Source organism: Terribacillus saccharophilus (genome assembly GCF_046592895.1).
GTDB lineage: Bacteria > Bacillota > Bacilli > Bacillales > Amphibacillaceae > Terribacillus > Terribacillus saccharophilus_D.
On the sequence record NZ_JAWVPU010000001.1, the window covers coordinates 342,030 to 358,953 of the forward strand.

At 43.9% G+C, this 16,924-nt stretch carries 15 protein-coding genes; 3 read left to right on the forward strand and 12 right to left on the reverse strand.

The features are described from left to right. Positions 1-83: 83 nt before the first annotated feature. From SFC66_RS01720 to SFC66_RS01740, 5 genes are all read right to left on the reverse strand, one after another. Positions 84-833, reverse strand: coding sequence for a hypothetical protein (locus tag SFC66_RS01720; RefSeq protein WP_411216980.1), 750 nt, complete (start codon positions 831-833; stop codon positions 84-86). Next, positions 830-1,228: an SMU1112c/YaeR family gloxylase I-like metalloprotein gene (gloA2, locus tag SFC66_RS01725; RefSeq protein ID WP_411217729.1), complete on the reverse strand. Its 399-nt coding sequence runs from the start codon at positions 1,226-1,228 to the stop codon at positions 830-832. The genes SFC66_RS01720 and gloA2 overlap by 4 nt, the downstream gene beginning before the upstream one ends. A gap of 90 nt (positions 1,229-1,318) precedes the next feature. Beyond that, entirely contained in the window at positions 1,319-3,856 is a 2,538-nt protein-coding gene (locus SFC66_RS01730) for a winged helix-turn-helix domain-containing protein (protein WP_411216981.1), read from the reverse strand. A gap of 172 nt (positions 3,857-4,028) precedes the next feature. Next, complete coding sequence (gene bglH / locus SFC66_RS01735) at positions 4,029-5,441, reverse strand: aryl-phospho-beta-d-glucosidase (protein WP_411216982.1); 1,413 nt, start codon at positions 5,439-5,441, stop codon at positions 4,029-4,031. A 1-nt stretch (position 5,442) separates the two neighbouring features. Then, entirely contained in the window at positions 5,443-6,348 is a 906-nt protein-coding gene (locus SFC66_RS01740; protein ID WP_411216983.1) for an ROK family protein, read from the reverse strand. Between the two features lie 134 nt (positions 6,349-6,482). Between SFC66_RS01740 and SFC66_RS01745 the strand changes: the two genes are divergently transcribed. Beyond that, entirely contained in the window at positions 6,483-7,469 is a 987-nt protein-coding gene (locus tag SFC66_RS01745) for a helix-turn-helix domain-containing protein (protein ID WP_411216984.1), read from the forward strand. A 36-nt stretch (positions 7,470-7,505) separates the two neighbouring features. Here the strand turns inward: SFC66_RS01745 and SFC66_RS01750 are convergent, their stop codons facing one another. The 4 genes from SFC66_RS01750 to SFC66_RS01765 all read right to left on the reverse strand — a co-directional run bounded on the left by SFC66_RS01750 (position 7,506) and on the right by SFC66_RS01765 (position 12,257). Then, on the reverse strand, positions 7,506-9,458 hold the full coding sequence (locus tag SFC66_RS01750; RefSeq protein WP_411216985.1) for an SH3 domain-containing protein: 1,953 nt from the start codon (positions 9,456-9,458) through the stop codon (positions 7,506-7,508). Between the two features lie 3 nt (positions 9,459-9,461). Further along, on the reverse strand, positions 9,462-10,019 hold the full coding sequence (locus SFC66_RS01755; protein ID WP_411216986.1) for a hypothetical protein: 558 nt from the start codon (positions 10,017-10,019) through the stop codon (positions 9,462-9,464). 206 nt (positions 10,020-10,225) lie between these two features. After that, positions 10,226-11,572 carry a UDP-glucose dehydrogenase family protein gene (locus SFC66_RS01760; protein WP_411216987.1) on the reverse strand — a complete coding sequence of 449 codons (1,347 nt, stop codon included), beginning with the start codon at positions 11,570-11,572 and terminating at the stop codon, positions 10,226-10,228. A 169-nt stretch (positions 11,573-11,741) separates the two neighbouring features. After that, positions 11,742-12,257, reverse strand: coding sequence for a sigma-70 family RNA polymerase sigma factor (locus SFC66_RS01765; protein ID WP_411216988.1), 516 nt, complete (start codon positions 12,255-12,257; stop codon positions 11,742-11,744). A gap of 353 nt (positions 12,258-12,610) precedes the next feature. Here SFC66_RS01765 and SFC66_RS01770 point away from each other — a divergent pair, with 353 nt between their 5' ends. Beyond that, positions 12,611-13,231 (forward strand): LysE family translocator, encoded by a 621-nt coding sequence (locus tag SFC66_RS01770; protein WP_411216989.1) that lies wholly within the window; start codon positions 12,611-12,613, stop codon positions 13,229-13,231. On the opposite strand, the gene SFC66_RS01775 is transcribed toward SFC66_RS01770, so the two are convergent. Beyond that, positions 13,208-14,500: an amino acid permease gene (locus SFC66_RS01775; protein WP_411217730.1), complete on the reverse strand. Its 1,293-nt coding sequence runs from the start codon at positions 14,498-14,500 to the stop codon at positions 13,208-13,210. The two genes, SFC66_RS01770 and SFC66_RS01775, sit on opposite strands and share 24 nt — an antisense overlap. A 156-nt stretch (positions 14,501-14,656) precedes the next feature. Between SFC66_RS01775 and SFC66_RS01780 the strand changes: the two genes are divergently transcribed. Continuing rightward, on the forward strand, positions 14,657-14,782 hold the full coding sequence (locus SFC66_RS01780; RefSeq protein ID WP_411216990.1) for a hypothetical protein: 126 nt from the start codon (positions 14,657-14,659) through the stop codon (positions 14,780-14,782). Positions 14,783-14,824: 42 nt separating this feature from the next. Here the strand turns inward: SFC66_RS01780 and SFC66_RS01785 are convergent, their stop codons facing one another. Continuing rightward, positions 14,825-15,772, reverse strand: coding sequence for an LCP family protein (locus SFC66_RS01785; RefSeq protein ID WP_411216991.1), 948 nt, complete (start codon positions 15,770-15,772; stop codon positions 14,825-14,827). A 218-nt stretch (positions 15,773-15,990) separates the two neighbouring features. Continuing rightward, positions 15,991-16,905, reverse strand: a complete 915-nt coding sequence (locus SFC66_RS01790) for an LCP family glycopolymer transferase (protein ID WP_411216992.1) — start codon at positions 16,903-16,905, stop codon at positions 15,991-15,993. Positions 16,906-16,924: the final 19 nt, after the last annotated feature.

Consider the following 16,924-nt stretch of genomic DNA (forward strand, 5'->3'; position numbering starts at 1 on the left):
TTTCTCTCCATATTACCCAAACTGCCATCAGCATAACATAGTTCCTATAAGAAAAGCCGCACAAAATGTGCGACTTTTCTGTATCAACCAACTGCTTGAATTTCATCTTCCTCTTCTTCAACAGGAGCATCCGTTTCCGGCTCTGGTTCCGGAGCTGGTTCAGGCTCCACTTCCGGTTCTTCTTCAGCAGGTTCCTGCGGTTTTGGCTTAGGTTTTGCTGCTGGCTTTTCTGCCGGCTTTTCCTCTTCCTTGGAAGGTGCAGGCTGCTTTTCTTTCGGTTTATCATTTGAATCTTTTGAAGAACTACTGCTTGAGCTGCCAGAACCCTTGCTGCTTGAAGTTCCGCCGCTATAGGATGAGCGGCTGCTGGAGCCATCGGAGCTGCTGCCACTATAACTGGAAGAACTGCGCGATGATCCGCTGCTTGTTGGGGAGGAATGACTCGCGCTTGGCGTTTGATAGACACTTTCCTCACTGGAATCAGTGTCACTATCCGTGTCCGACTCAGCTTCTTCTTCTTCCAGTAAAATCGGTTCCTCATCCTCGGACGCCAGCACTTCTTCTGCCTCTGGATCAAGTTCCAATTCTTCTGCTTCTTCCTCTGTATCTTCAATCAATTCTTTTTGAAGTGCAAATTCACCATCGATGTGCTCGATCTTCACTTCTTTAGGTTCTTCTGTCATCTGTGCCTTGCTGGCATACGATTGTTCCTTCTGTTCGTTTGCCTTCAGACTGCTATTCGTTACCGACTTGTTCTGCACATAGAAGAAAGCAGAAACTGCGATACCCAGGAATATGATGAATGACCCGATCAGCAGTGTTTCCTTTTTCACGCGCTTGCCGCCTCCTCTTCATACAGTTCAATCGGCAGGCCGTCTGGATCCTGGAAGAACGTAAATGCTTTTTCAGTGAAAGGGTCGATCCGGATTGGCTCCGTCTTCACACCCATGGACTGAAGTCGAGCCACTTCCTTTTCGACATCGTCAACGGAGAAAGCAAGATGCCGCAGGCCGGATGCTTCCGGATGGCTCGGTCTGGCGGGCGGATTCGGGAAAGAAAATAATTCAATGATATATGTATCTCCAAGAGCAAGATCCAATTTATAAGATTGACGCTCCTCCCGGTACACTTCCCGTATGATCCGGAGTCCTACCAACTCGGTATAAAATCGTTTGGATTTCTCATAATCCGAACAGATGATTGCAATATGATGCACTGCCTGCAGCAAAATGCCGCCTCCTTCCGCTATTTCCATTTGTTCCATTCTACTACAAAATATTCCTGTCTTCAGCATAAATCAGCAAATATCTTTGCATCTTTACAATATCTCGGAAAAATCAAGAGTCGCAGCAATTTCCTTTGCTTGCTTGCGGTTTTTCACGCCAAGTTTGTCATAGATTCTATGAAAATATACTTTGACCGTACCCAGTGATAATTCCAATTCATCTGCTATTTCATTATTTCGTTTGCCAAGCTGCAAATGATAAACAAGCTGTAATTCACGTGTCGTCAATTTGTTCTGCAGCTTTTGTTCTTCAGTTTCATCAGACCAGTATGCCAAAATCTGATCGATATACTTGTGGTACTTCTTCGCTGCTATATCCTTTGACAGCATATCTTGGAGCATGTCACGCACCGTTTCGCCGCTTTTCCAATACATGCGCAAATATTTATGTTCTGCGCTTAAGCTAAGTGCACCCTGCAGATCCTGAAGCGCTTGTTCCTGATTTGTCGGATACAATAGCATTGCTTGGATGATATACAGCTCGATTTCGGCACTTATGCGATTGCCGAATTTGACGAGCGGCATCAGTTTATTGATATATCTTTGAGCTGTATCAGTTTTACCGACTGCCTTGCAGGCCCATACGAGTGTCACATATTCATACAGATTTTTCTGCTGAATCGGCGGCTCCTGTAAAAAGAACAATGACAGCCAGTTATGGATGCGCTTTTCATCGTTTTGGTGGATGGCAATGCGAATCCTCGCCGCATCCGCTTTCTTGAACCAATCAGACGGAGCGTTGCTTTTTGTCAGCATGTCCTTCAGCTTATGTAACGTCACCTTGGCGGATTCTGCATCACCTTGCTGCTCCAGTTCATGCCTGGATTTCAAGATGTATGCCGGCAGCAGCAAGCCTGGAAGGCCAAATAAATCAGCTGTGGCTACAGCTTGATCCAAATGTTTCTTGGCTTTGGCCGTCATTCCCCATTCATAATCAAGCTCTGCCATGCAAAGATGATAGTACCCGCTGAACACCGATTCCTTCATGATGTTTTGAGCCAGACCTTCATAGACTCGCTGCACTGCACGCAAATCACCGCCGCCCCCAAGCGGTGAATGCAAGATGAGGGCATCATGGCGATTGTAGTCAAAGGAATGGGAGAAATACTTGCTGCTATGTTTGCTGTAGATCATTGCTTTGCTGGCATGATCCATCGTGCTTTTCGCATCATCATCCAACAAGGAAATAAAACTTTTCAGTGTATATAAATCAGCAAAATGCCGTTTTTCTGCTTCTTCATCCAACTGCAATTCCCGTCGCAGCAGCTGCTCTTCTATCATATGGGCATGCCGCTGCGCCAACTGCGGCTGGTTGCGCAAGGATTCCACCCAGCCGTAAATGATGCCAAGCTCCAATTCATAAATGTATCGGCGCGGCAGCTTGGTCATCCAGTCTTGCAGCTGATCCAAACGCCCATTTTGCAGCAGATCTGGTGCTGCTTGTATCAAAAGCTTTTTGACACGCGGCTGATCACCGGCTTTCCATGCATATTGAATGGCTGTGAGCAAATGCTGTTCATTTTCGTACCAGATACTCGCCCGCATATATAACTCGCCGATGTCTGTATCCTCCATCTCGAGCATTTCTTTCAGATATGTCCGAAAATACTTGTTATAACTGAACCAGCCTGGCTCCCTATGGTTTTCATTCAGCAGCCCTTGACTCCGGAGCCGCCTCATGATGACCCGGCCGCGCCTTGTCCCGGCAATATAATCACATAAACGCACGTGCATCACGTTCAATATGCTGGTGGAAAGCAAATAGTTCCGTTCGTTTTCAGGAAGACTATAGACAATCTCCTGTATCAGCTGCCGGGCAACTTTTACATTTGAAAACTGCAATTCGGAATAGTCTTCCTGAAACTGCCCATACATATGGATTAGCTGTAAGCCAGCAGCCCATCCTTGCGTTTGCTGCATGATTGTCTGAACAGCTATGTCTGTCGGTTCTTGCTGCAGCTGATTTCGGATATAAGACTCGATTTCCTCATCCGTGAAAATCAGATCCCGCTTGGTTATCTGCAGTACTTGATGTTGACGCAGGAGCCGTTTGAAAGAAAGACCCGGGAAAACTTGTCCAGAAACGATGATATGGAAAGTATCCGGCATTTCCTCCAAAAATGAGGTGAGCTCGTACAGTTCATTGGAATTCGTCATCAGATGGAAATCATCGATTACCAGTGCACCTCTTACCCGATGTTCGCGCAAACTAGCACAGCATGTCGCGATAAAATGGGTCGGCGAGTACGAAGCTGACTGGATGATATCCACCAGATCCTTCTGCACATGTTCCGGCAGTCCTGGCATATGCAGGATGATTTTCTTCCAAAAGGCGGTCCGTTGGATATCATCTTCTTCTAGATTGACCCAACCTACAGGCAGCTCGGTTCGTGCCGCCCATTCCTGGAGCATCGTCGTCTTGCCATAGCCAGAAGGGGCTGTTACTGTAGTCAGTTTACAGTTGTCTATCTGGGTCCAGACACTGCCTGGTTTGATTCGCTTCATCTTCATTTGACCACCCCTTGCAGTCGATCTTGCCATTTCATTCAGACTAGCTTCCTGTTCACGCATCAACATCATCAACCTTTACCAACTTAGTTAATTTAAGTATAACAAAATTCGACAACTTTATGTGGCACAATCTAGCACTTTTGTAACTGTTTTGGAATTTCTTAATAGTATAAAGGATATAGTTTACATAATTAAAAAACACCCAGCTGTGTTGCAGCTGGGTGCTGATGAATCAGAGTTCTTGTCCGTTCGTTTCAATTACGCGCTGATACCAAGCAAAACTCTTCTTTTTCTTCCTTTCCAACGTTCCGTTCCCTTCATTATCTCGATCGACATAAATGAACCCATAGCGCTTTTTCAATTCGGCTGTCGAGGCACTGACTAGGTCAATTGGTCCCCATGTTGTATAGCCGATCAAGTCGACGCCATCTGCGACTGCTTCGCGCATCTGTTCGATATGGGCACGCAGATAATCGATGCGATAATCATCCTGGATGCTGCCGTCTTCTTCGACTTTATCCACAGCACCTAATCCATTTTCGACGATGAACAACGGTTTCTGGTAGCGATCATAAAGAACATTCAGCGTCGTGCGCAAGCCTTTCGGGTCGATTTGCCAGCCCCACTCGGAAGATTCCAGATAAGGGTTCTTCACTCCCATCATCAAGTTACCGGCTGCGGCTTCTTTCAGCTTTTCTTCGTCCGTCGTCGCCACAAAGCTCATATAATAGCTGAATGCAACATAGTCGACCGTATGCTCACGCATCACGTCTTCGTCACCGTCAGCAATCTCGAAATCGATATCATTTTCCTTGAAAAAGCGCTTCATATAGCCTGGATAATAGCCGCGCACTTGCACATCCGAGAACTGCAATGTTTTGCGATCCTGATCCAATGCTACGAAGACATCATCAGGATTCGGCGTGAGCGGATACGTCGTCATGCTGGCAATCATACAGCCGATTTGTGCATCCGGATTGATTTCATGGGATGCTTTCACTGCCAAGGCACTGGCCACGAATTGGTGGTGAGCTGCTTGATACATGATATTCAGCTTGTTTTCGCCTTCTTCAAACTGCAGTCCGCCACCTGTGAATGGCGCATGCAGCACCACATTGATTTCATTGAATGTCATCCAATACTTCACTTTCCCGTTATAACGCTCCAAGACCGTGCGCGCGAACTTCTCATAAAAACCAATCACTTCACGACTGCGCCAGCCGCCATATTTCTTCACTAGGTGCAACGGCATTTCATAGTGGGAAATCGTCACCACCGGCTCCATGCCATGCTTGTGCATTTCATCGAATAAATCATCATAGAATTTCAAGCCTGCTTCATTCGGCTGGGCATCATCACCATTCGGGAAAATTCGCGTCCACGCGATGCTCGTACGGAAGCATTTGAAACCAAGCTCGCCGAACATTGCCAAATCTTCTTTGTAACGATGATAAAAATTGATACCATCATGATACAGATTCAGTTTCGCTGGATCCTCAGATGGCGGAGACATGATGCCCTCCGGTGACACATCCGCTGTGGATAAGCCTTTCCCGTCCGCTTGGTGTGCTCCTTCCAATTGGTTTGCCGCAACGGCGCCGCCCCATAAGAATCCTTTTGGAAATTCTTTTTTTATTTCAGCCATCTCATTTTCCTCCTGTCTTTTCATGTTCCGTCAAATAATGATACAGTGCACCATACAGATTAGCATCACTTTGATAATGGCAGCAGACAATCTTGGGCTCTGCCACATGGAAATCATTGATTTCCTTCAGTTCGTCCACTGCTTGCTGAATCCGTTCCACTAAAATTGGCTGGGCACTGATTCCACCGCCGATTGCAAAAACCTCCGGATCAAAGATATATTGGAGATTCAAAATCTGTACGGCGATAGTGTGGCAAAATGCATCGAAAATCTGATTTGCAGCTTCATTTCCCGCCGCGATGAACTCGAATGCTTTTTTGCCATCCGTCATATCAGCAGCATCATTTGCTTTATTGATATCCTTGATCATTTGTACTGCAGATCCTCCGAACCCAAAAAAGCTGGCTTTCTTCGTTTCCGGATCGACAGCTTCCATCACATAACTCATTTCCCCGGCAAGCAAATTCCGGCCATGATGGATTTTGCCATTCATGAGGATGCCTCCGCCAACACCTGTTCCGAGCACGAGGACAATCGCATCTTGCTTGCCCTTCAGGCTGCCGAGCCATAGCTCCGCGAGCGCTGCACAGCGACCATCATTTTCCACCGCAACAGGCACATCATAACGCCCTTGTAGTTTTTCTTTCAAATTCACACCATGCTGAAAAGGAAATGATCCGCCGTTATAGATAACACCTGTTTTGATATCGACAGCTCCCGGTGTGCTTATTGCAATCCCCCGCACCTCTTCCCTGAACAATGCGTCAATGCTCTCAAACAATACCGTATCGAAGGCTTCCATATCCTTACGGGATGCTGGGCGGCTGCTTTTCTTGATGATTTGCCCGCCTCTGTCCATCAATGCAGCTTTCACCATCGTTCCACCAATGTCGACCACCAGATACACGCCCTGCACCTCCTCTCTGTTTGTCCCATTACATGAACTCTACTACTCTATGTTATAATGATAACGATTACAATTCTGGTATTTTCTTCGATTTTTTGGTAGTTACTTTTCATTATCCATCATGGAGGTCTTCTATGCAGAATGAATGGTCCACTGTCACCCGCTTGCTTCATCAGACTTTTTCCATCCCGGTATCGTGCCACAAGGATGCTGAGATTTCACACATTCAATACATGATAACAGCAGAAGAACACACGCTTTGGATTCCGCTTGCGGATAATTCCGGTGCATTGCAGCTCGGTCCTGCTCCAGTCACAGATCTGACAAAGGAAAAGCTGATCGACATCGGATCTGTTGCTTATTACATGCTGTATCAACGGGAACTGGATACAGCAGTCGAGCACATTCCCGACCTTGACGAGCCGTTGGTCACAGCAGCTGAAAACAGACAAAATATCAGCTATCATCATCATCCATATCTAGAAGAAAAGGTCTTCGACTGCATTCGGGCTGGAAAGCCTGCGCTTCTCCAGGAACAACTAAAGCATTTCCCAGCTGAGCTGAGCGGGACACTAGCACAACAAGATGCACTGCGCAGCCGCAAGAACTTGGTCATCACAGCGATCACACTTGCCACACGTGCTGCCATCGCTGGTGGTCTGGCACCAGAACTTGCTTACACGATGAGCGATGTGTATATTCAGCAAACCGAAAAAAAGACACAAGCCGCCGCGCTTATTCGACTTCAAACAGAAGTACTGGGTACATTTGCCGAAAAGGTAAGGGAAATAAAAGCTGGAACGTATTCCCGTAAAATCACGCACTGCATCCACTACATTTATCAACATTTATATGAAGTGCTCACTCTCCAGCAGCTGGCCGACATGCTGCATATGAATCCAAGCTATTTGTCCGCCCGATTCAAACGGGAAGTCGGCACACCGATCCGCGCTTATATCCAGCAGCTGCGCATCGATGAAGCGAAGCTATTGCTGCGGCTGACTGACCATACGCTGTTGCATATTTGTACACTGCTTCATTTTCATGACCAAAGCTATTTCACGAAAGTGTTCAAAAAACATACCACGCTCACCCCCAGGCAGTACCGGGAGCAAACATAGAAAAAGCCGACAGCGGGTGCTGTCGGCTTAAATTGATCAATTGTCTATCTCTTCGGTTATACCACTACTAATCCATCCATCATTTCCATTCACGAGTTTTACTGCATACCATGTTCGTCCTGAATTATCCACAGCTTCTTCATTTCGGAATTCTAACTTGTCTTCTTTATCCACATAATCGATGATGCTGTCATTTAACGATGGTCCGGAACGAACATTGGCCGCATCAGTAGTGATTCTAAGGTAAGTCACCTTGGGAGTCTCTTTCACAGATTCTGACGACTGGACATCATTATCGTTCCATAAACTGCTAAGGCTACCTTTTGCGAAATAAAGACATATTGAAAGAATCAATATTAGGCTTAATGAAAGGAAAACTCTCTTTCTGTATCGCTTGAGCCATGAAAATGGAGATAGTTTCAAGATGGGAATGAACCAGGATTTCTTATACTGTTTTCTTAGGTAGTTTGTGAAGATATCTGGAGATCCAGCATTTTCATCCATATCAATAAGAGATTTCAGTTGTTTTCTAGTTACGTGCAGAACCTCTCCTTCATCGTCTGCGCCTAATTCACCTAAATTCATATGTAAGGTATCTTCCATAAAATTCGCGGCAATCAATATCGATTTTAATTCATCTACGAAGACTTCTTCAGAAGCAGTAGCCTCACCAATAAAAACTTCTCCATTTTGGTATCGATTCATTAACTTTTCCATATAATCAATAAGCAAACGAAGGTCATCGTAATCATTTCTTTTTATCGCAGTTTTAATAAAACGTATAATTAAAGCTGAGGGCTTATGAAATGTGGTACTAAAATCACTTTCTTTAATAGTCAAATTAATTTCCATAAGCAACTTCTTGCAAGTGTCATAAAAGCTATCTATATGTCCATTTTCAAATTCTTGAATAAGTGCTTCTTGATACGAAAGATAATAATAGTGATGCGCTATAGAGAGAGCCGATTTGTTATCATATAACACAGTCCTGCTAGTAGCTGTCCGTTTTTTAATTGTATGGTAGAGCTTTTCGGAAATAACGATAGCTTCCTTCCATCTCTTTTGAGAAATCAGTTTCTCAATTCCAGTCGCTGTGTTCTTGACCCATTCAGCAGTCTCTTTTGCTTCCTGCTCATTAAGGACAAGCCAGTACTTCCCTTCAGCCATTGATAAATCACAAAAAGTAAACTTAAGAATCTCAAACTGACTACTTACCCTAAGAAGTGTCCCGCCATATAAAGTAATCATAGCTAACCTATATTGTTCTTCTAGTTCTTCTAGGAAACTCATAAGTTCTTCTTGGTACAAATTCCAATCATCAAAAACACTTTGCATGGAAGTCTGGATAGCCTGCTCGTCATTAGCTTTTAACAAAGCACCCACGCCAGCACCCACGAACGGGATTCCAACAAGGATTCCAAGCATAGCAGCTCCGCCTCTTACAAATCCCTTACTTCGCTGATCTTCCTTTATCTTACCTAGTAAAGTAGCATGTTCCCCAAGCGTTTCTGTATAAGTAGTTAGTGGTTTAATGATTTTATCAATTTTTTGCGTAATTGCAGCTTTTAATTGGGTAAAGAAGACAGACGGATAAAGATAGCGGTTGAAAATTTGTCCATACTCTTGACTTACCATCTGTTTTATAAAATTCTTGTAATCCTCCTCTATTTCATCAAACTGAAATGCGGCTTTTAGATCTCTGGATATTCCTTTGGGATTGGTCAGCCGAAAAAATTCATTTACATAAAATGAAATGTCTTCTTCCGATGGCTCTTCAGGCATACCCTCTTCCAAAGAGCTAAGTTCTTCGTATCGATTACGCAATAGACGCCAAACATTTGTCATAGCGGATTCAGTTTTTGCTTGGGTAAAATTAAAAATTTCACTGGCAACTCGGTTATCAAATGTATTTTCAAGATCATTTAGAATAGCATGATATTCTTGGTGTGGTTGTTGAAAATAATCCGCAAGATATTTCTTCTGTTCCATATTTTAAAACCAGCCAAGGAAGCCAAGCGCATCTAATCCATCGCTAACCGTGTTTAGTGCGTCAAGCTGTTCTAATGCATCCAAACTACTCATACTCATATCCACATTACTCACACTATCTATTCCAACAGATGGATCAAGCAAGGGTGAAAATTCAATATTGGTACCAAACATGTCAGGAGATGTTGAAAATAATAGATTACCAAATTCATCCTCATAATTCATACCACCCGAAAAGTCAGGAGTTCCCGTCCCGATAACTTGACCTCCTTGTTCGATGGATTCGGTCCCAAAGATGGATTGAGTTGTTACAATATCGTTCTCTACACCAGGTAAGTCTAAGATTGTTCCTCCCTCGACTGTTTCACGGAGATTTGCAGTTGTGCCATCTGCAAAGTGTACTACCTCACCTCCAGCTGCATTCGGAGTGGTTTCAAATAAGACGTTTCCACTACTTTCACTTACGGAAATACCATTCATGAAATTTTCTTTCGCATGGAGATTAAGTGCTGGAATGTCAGTATCCCCAGCAAAGAGCATATTAATTAGTTCGGAACTCATATGGCACCCCTTATAATAAGACTTTACTCCTATTATACCAGTGTATAAATATGGTAACAATATCACAATTATACTAATCTTACAGCCAATGATTATATATTTGTTTTCCGATAGGAAGCTTGCATTTGAGGAATTGGAAAATTAATTGAGTTTATCAGGAGCAAACATAGAAAAAGCCGACAGCGGGTGCTGTCGGCTTAAATTGATTATTTCGCGTGCTGATTCGATTTCTTCGCACGGATGACGGATGGTCTTCCGATTGAATAATAATCGATTTCCGCTGTTTCCACGTAGCTTAGTGGGTAGCAGTTGCGTCCATCGATGACGATTGGCTGTTTCATTTGTTTTTCGAAGACAGATAGTGGCAGGTCTTTGAATTCATCCCACTCTGTCACGATGATGGCAACGTCAGCATCTTGCAGTGCTTCTTCCGTATTCGATGCATAGTGAACAGATTCTGGAAGCAAGCGCTTGGCATTGTCCATAGCGATTGGATCAAATGCAGTGATGTTCGCTCCAAGATCAGTCAATTTCTGAGCAAGCACGATACTTGCTGATTCACGCATATCGTCTGTGTTCGGCTTGAATGCCAGACCAAGCATGGCAACCTTCTTGCCTTCCAATCCGCCGCGAACGACCATTTGGGCGATATCGACTGGAATTTGCTGCTGCTTGTTGTTCACATTGATGACGGATTCCAGCAAGTCGAAAGTATGGTTCACACCGCCAGCGATCTGGACAAGTGCTTTCGTATCTTTCGGGAAACAAGAGCCGCCATAGCCGATGCCGGCATTCAGGAATTTGTCGCCGATACGCTGGTCCATACCCATTCCTTTGGCAACGTCTTCGATATTGGCACCAAGCTTACCGCAGATTGTACCAATTTCATTGATGAAACTGATCTTCGCTGCCAAGAAAGCATTCGATGCATATTTGATCATTTCGGCACTTTCGATATCCGTACGGAATACCGGCACGCCGAATGGTTTGTTGATTTCTTCAATGATATCTGCCGCTGCTTCGCTTTCGGATCCGATAACGATACGGTCGCCATGATATGTATCGTATACTGCTGAACCTTCGCGAAGGAATTCAGGATTGGATACCACTTCAATCTGCACGTCACGATCAAGTGCTTCCGTGATCCAATGCTTCACTAGCTTGTTCGTGCCGACTGGAACTGTACTCTTCGTTACGACAACAGCACCTTTGTCAGACACGTGAGCCGCGATATCTTTTGCCACTTGCTGGACAAAGTCAAGATTCGCAGAACCGTCAGCCCGCTCTGGTGTACCTACTGCAATATAAATGGCATCCGCATCCTGGAACGCGACGCTGTGGTCAGTCGTGAAATGAAGTCTGTCTGCATGCATATTCTTATGAATCAATTCTTCCAGACCAGGTTCATATATAGGAGATATCCCTTGATTCAATTTATCTATTTTATTTGGATCTACATCCAAACAATATACTTGATGTCCAATATCAGAAAGCGCCACACCTGTAACCAGACCTACATAACCTGTTCCGATGACTGCGATTTTCTTCTTCATTGATGTCACATCCTATTTGATTAAAGTATGTTTGTATGGGAGCATTCTAGCACTGAATTTACATAAAAAACGTATATTTACATAAGCTTTAGAGTCTCTTCGCAAACTATAAATTTCCTTTACATAAAGAAACAGCCCTCCTATAAGAAGAACTGCTTCCGGCAGAATATTACTTCCTGCACTCCTGTATGAATTTACTATCACGCAGCTTTCGCTTTACTTCCTTCCCCCAATTTTTCACTGCATCTTCTGTTGTCTGCTCGATAGCGGCAATTTCTTTGACTGCATAACCATGGATTATGTACCAATACACCCATTTCCATTGCTTCTCTGTCAGCGATTGTTTGACACGCTTCCAGAACTCTTCTTTTTCGAATAAATCAAGTTCGTGCAGGATGGCTTCTTTTGAGTGGGATTCATTGATGATGAGGTCTGTTTTTTCTTTTTCGCGGATGATTTTTCTGAGGTTGTCGATGAGTCGATGACGAATCATGTGGCTGGCGTAGGAGTCGAACGTACCTTTGGATTCGTCAAAAGCTTTGTAAGCAAAAAATAATGCCATCACGCCTTCCTGAAGAAACTCGTCATGCGTGTCCCGGATACCTAATCGATGAATATGATAGTGAATCATATTCTTGTACTGCTCGAGAATCGTTTGAAAATCGGTATTGCGAATGTCTGACATAACTTCCTCTCCTTTAATAATATTATATGGGCAAAACAGCTTATGAACACTCATCCTTTTCATTACTGATTAGGACTTTTTGTTCACCCAACGCCATTCTGCCTTATAATCGTAAGTTTTTCAAGAAAAGGGTGTATTTCCCACCTTCGACATCTTGAAGCAAAAACCCCTGTTTTTACAGAAGCTTAACCGCGGTATTTGTCGTAATTACTTGAATAAACAAGAAAACACAACTTTCTTAATAATAAAGCTGTGTTCAGAAGGGCTTATTAATATTATGTAAAATAAAAAAATGGACTACCTGTCGCCGCCCATGAATAAGCTGTACAAGCAAGTCTTAAGGAGGGCAAGGCATGGGTAATATCCTGCATTATATTTTATTGGGCGTCAGTCTTTCCGCTCCCGTTGGTCCAGTGAACGCTGCCCAAATGGAAAAAGGAATCCGCGGTGGATTCCTGCAAAGTCTATCGGTCGGATTCGGTGCCATGCTGGCAGATATCCTGTATATGCTGCTTGTGTACCTGGGGTTTTATCATGTCATCATGATTCCGATGGTACAGATCTTCCTATATTTCTTCGGAAGCTTTGTGTTCCTTTATCTTGGCATGGAGAGCATACTGAAGACACGAACGCTCACACGGGCGAGCATGACAACCGTAGCACCTTTACAAGGACTGCGCTACGGATTCTTCCTAGCACTAGTCAACCCGATCAGCATCATGTTTTGGGTCGGCGTCTACGGCTCGGTACTTGCCAAAATTGTCGAAAAAGGCGAAGCTGATCACCTGCTGCTTTATACTATCAGCATCTTCGTTGGTGTCTTCCTATGGGATAACGTGATTGCACTATTATCAAGCAGTCTGCGCCGCTTCCTGAGTGACCGATTGCTGCGCCTTATCACATTCATCTCCGGCATATCCTTGCTTGGCTTTGGTATTTATTTCGGCTATTTAGGCGTGTTGCGTCTTCTCTGATTTCTTGCGCTTCACCCAGATGCCAATCAGCAGAATGAGTACAGCAAAGCCGGCGCTTACATACAAGCCAGGACGGACTTCCGCTTCGACTGCCGTGCCGCTGATACCCGCGAGCAATAGGACTCCTCCAATGATCGAGACGAGTTTATTGATGAGCTTGAATTTTTCCAGCTTCCATGCCGACGCCAGAATGAACAGCCAATTGTACAATAGTAGCAATCCTGCCGCTGTTGTGATGTACTCATAAATTTTCCCGGGCAATAATAATGCGGTGATGATGCTGGCAAGAAGCCCGACAGCCGCTAGCAAAAGACTCGCCAAAGGCAGGTCCTTGAATTTCAGCTTCTTGGCAAAAAGCTGTGGTGCATCTTTGTCTTTTGCTAACATGACGAGCAGATTCGTTACCGCAAACAGCGCTGCACATAAAGTGGAAAAGCCAGCGATGATGACCGCAGCATTGAACACATGCGGGAAGAAATCGAGTGGCGTCTTCTCCAGTGCTGTGACAAAAGGACTTTCGTTCATTTTAAAGTCATGTGTTTTCACTAAACTGATTGCCAGCAGTAATGATATTACGTAAAGAATGGCTAATCCAATCAACATGATGGTTCCAGCCTTTGCGGCATCTTCTTTCTTTTTCAGCTGCATCGCCATCATCCCGATAACTTCGATACCGCCAAACGCATAAAACGCATAGATTAGCGACGCCCATAGACCTTTGAATCCATCATGCAGGAATGATTCTTCAAAAGGCTGGTAAGTGGATTCGTTCGAAATGACATGGAACAATACAAGAGCACCAAGGATAATGAACATCGTGATTGCTGCCGTCTTAACGACCGCGAAGATATTCTCCATCTTATTGAATCCCTTTGCCCCTGTCAGCACGACTACGATAGCCAGAGCTGCGTAAATGGAGGCAAACAGCCATAGCGGCACGTTTTCGAACCAAAACTGGCTCAACAGCGAGATTGCCGTCAGCTGGCTTCCCATGATCAGGATATTGGAACACCAATAGCTCCAGCCGCAGCTGAAAGCAGCCCAGCCGCCAAATGCCTTGCCCGCATAATAACAGAACGACCCTTCCTGCGGATCACTTGCCGTCATCTTTGCCAGTGACAGGAATACAACCCACGTCCCGATGGCAGCAACGATGAACGAAATGATGATCGATGCCCCAGTCAAATGAATACCAATCACCGAACCAAGGAAATATCCCGTCCCGATCGTACAGCCGATTCCGATCAGCGACAGCTGCCACCACTTCATATTGCCTGTATTGGATGTCTTGCCTTGCCCTTTATTACCTGGATGCTTTTTCAACTCCGTCCCCTCCTCGTCCTGTTAGTATGAGAAGTAACGATGGAATTATGTAAGCCAAGCATGGTATGATGAAACTATTGACTACGCTAAAGGAGTTTCATCATGCAACCTAAACCATCCAAAGGTAAAAAGGCTTTCTTCTACACCATGCTTGTACTGCTCGCAGTGATGATGATCGGGACGATTTATATTGTGATTAATGGATATAGTGATTTGTTTGGATCTTAAACTAAAAATGCGGATCAGCTCAATAGCTGTTCCGCATTTTCATTATTGGTTTAAGAATTGCTGCGCTTCTTGAGCATTTTGTTCCAAACCACCGACGTTGAATTCCAAGACTGCACCTACATCATAGCGCGCATCATGGTACGTGTCGTCCATCGGAATTCGCATCGATTCAATGTCCCCTGCTTTTCCGCGCAGGACATCGGTACCCATCGATAACAATAAACCGCTGCGGACATTGGTACTCACATAGCCATTGGCGATCCCGACCATTTTAGGCAGCTTGGCGACCGTTGTTACACTGGCTATTTCTTCTTTCAGCTTACCAAGCACTTCCTGCTGGCGCTGAACGCGGCCATAATCCCCATTTGCATCATGGCGGAATCGGCTATAAGCAAGCAATTCTTTACCATGCAGTTTTTGAGTCCCCTCGGTTAACTGAACGCCCAATGCTTTTTTATCCGTGGTCATTTCTGGTGTGACTGTTACTTCTATTCCATTCGGTGCCACTGCATCCACGAGCTTCTCAAAGCCCTTGAAGTCGATTTCAGCATAGTAATTGATATCAATACCGAAATTCTCCGTAACAGTTTTCCGCACCAACTCTGGCCCACCGATAGAGTAAGCAGCATTTATTTTATTGTAGCCGTAGCCAGGAATATTCACATACGTATCACGCATGATCGATATCAGCTTAGGCTGTTTTGAATCCGAACTATAGTTAGCAATCATGATTGTATCTGCACGAGCACTATCTCCTCCGCGAGAATCACTGCCCATGACAAGCACATTGACATTATCGACATTTTCATCCGATCCATTGAATTCCACTTCATCACTAAGATTGTTATCTGCATTCGCAGCTCTAGAGGCAGAAATAAATTCATACGCAGCATAACCCCCTATCGCCAAGAAAGCGATCAGGAATACCATCATAAAGACCCTGAATTTGCGCACCTTTTTCTTCTTGCGCGTTTGACGCTGTAAAGTCACGTTGATCCGCCTTTCTGAAAATTACCTACTAAAGATAATAGCATGAAATGCCTAGTTGGAATATAGTTTTTATATTTTTTGCAAGGAATATCCAAGTTAAATCTTTCAAATCAATTTTTTGCATAATAATGCTCGCAAAAGCAAATAGTAAATATAGTAAGTAGACTATTAATAGATAACAAACAAAAAGGATGCCTCTTTCCGAGACATCCTGAATTCTAGTTTTCTAACATATTGTGAACTTTATCTCGTTCTTCTTGACCAATTTCGTAGTAATAAGTTCTGTCAATGGTCGTACCAGAACCTTGCATCTGATAATTCTCTGTGTTCTTTCTAACATTACGATAATTTTGGAATAAATTTGTCATAGTACTGAAATCAATATTTGTCTGCACATTATTCCCTAATACATCCAGTAAATCGTCTATTTTATTCACCGACTTGATACTCGCACCTTTGTCTACTACTGCCTGTATTACCTGACGCTGCCGCGCATTACGTCCAAAGTCTCCGTTAGGATCTTCTTTTCTCATACGCACATAAGCCATGGCTTTCTTACCGTCCATAGATGTTTCACCCTGGGTAAAGTCGTAGCCATCTTGTGTAAATTCTAATTGACTATTTACTGTAATTCCACCGACAGCATCAACTAAATCCGAGAGGCCCTCCATGTTCATCTCCACAAAGTAGTCAAGATCTATATCTAAGAAGTTCTCAACTGTATTAATGGACATATCTACTCCACCGCGAGCATAAGCATGGTTAATTTTCTCTGTTGTTCCGTTTCCGACAATTTCCGCTCGAGTATCACGCGGAATACTAACAATTTTCATAGAATCATTCGCTGGATCCAATGACATTACCATCAGTGCGTCTGAGCGTCCAACGTCTCCTTCACGCTCATCTACACCTAAAAGAAGAACATTTATTTTTTCGTTATTTTCGACTTTTTTCTGTACTTCTTTTTGATCAATAGCACTTGTTGACTTCTGAATATTACTTACAGTACTTCGAGCATTATTTACCGTGAGGAAAGCAAAAATACCGACCACCAAAATTAACAGCACTATTATAGATAATAGAACTCTTAACCAAATACGCTTCTTCTTATTTTTACCTCTTCTAGATGGCAATTCTTACACCTCGTATCCC

What these genes read in the sequence shown, in the direction of transcription:
- SFC66_RS01760 (WP_411216987.1), bottom strand. Translation starts at nt 11,572, where the DNA reads ATGAAGAAGAAAATCGCAGTCATCGGAACAGGTTATGTAGGTCTGGTT.
- SFC66_RS01745 (WP_411216984.1), top strand. Translation starts at nt 6,483, where the DNA reads ATGCAGAATGAATGGTCCACTGTCACCCGCTTGCTTCATCAGACTTTT.
- SFC66_RS01750 (WP_411216985.1), bottom strand. Translation starts at nt 9,458, where the DNA reads ATGGAACAGAAGAAATATCTTGCGGATTATTTTCAACAACCACACCAA.
- SFC66_RS01765 (WP_411216988.1), bottom strand. Translation starts at nt 12,257, where the DNA reads ATGTCAGACATTCGCAATACCGATTTTCAAACGATTCTCGAGCAGTAC.
- SFC66_RS01755 (WP_411216986.1), bottom strand. Translation starts at nt 10,019, where the DNA reads ATGAGTTCCGAACTAATTAATATGCTCTTTGCTGGGGATACTGACATT.
- SFC66_RS01730 (WP_411216981.1), bottom strand. Translation starts at nt 3,856, where the DNA reads ATGCGTGAACAGGAAGCTAGTCTGAATGAAATGGCAAGATCGACTGCA.
- SFC66_RS01770 (WP_411216989.1), top strand. Translation starts at nt 12,611, where the DNA reads ATGGGTAATATCCTGCATTATATTTTATTGGGCGTCAGTCTTTCCGCT.
- bglH (WP_411216982.1), bottom strand. Translation starts at nt 5,441, where the DNA reads ATGGCTGAAATAAAAAAAGAATTTCCAAAAGGATTCTTATGGGGCGGC.
- SFC66_RS01775 (WP_411217730.1), bottom strand. Translation starts at nt 14,500, where the DNA reads ATGAAGTGGTGGCAGCTGTCGCTGATCGGAATCGGCTGTACGATCGGG.
- SFC66_RS01780 (WP_411216990.1), top strand. Translation starts at nt 14,657, where the DNA reads ATGCAACCTAAACCATCCAAAGGTAAAAAGGCTTTCTTCTACACCATG.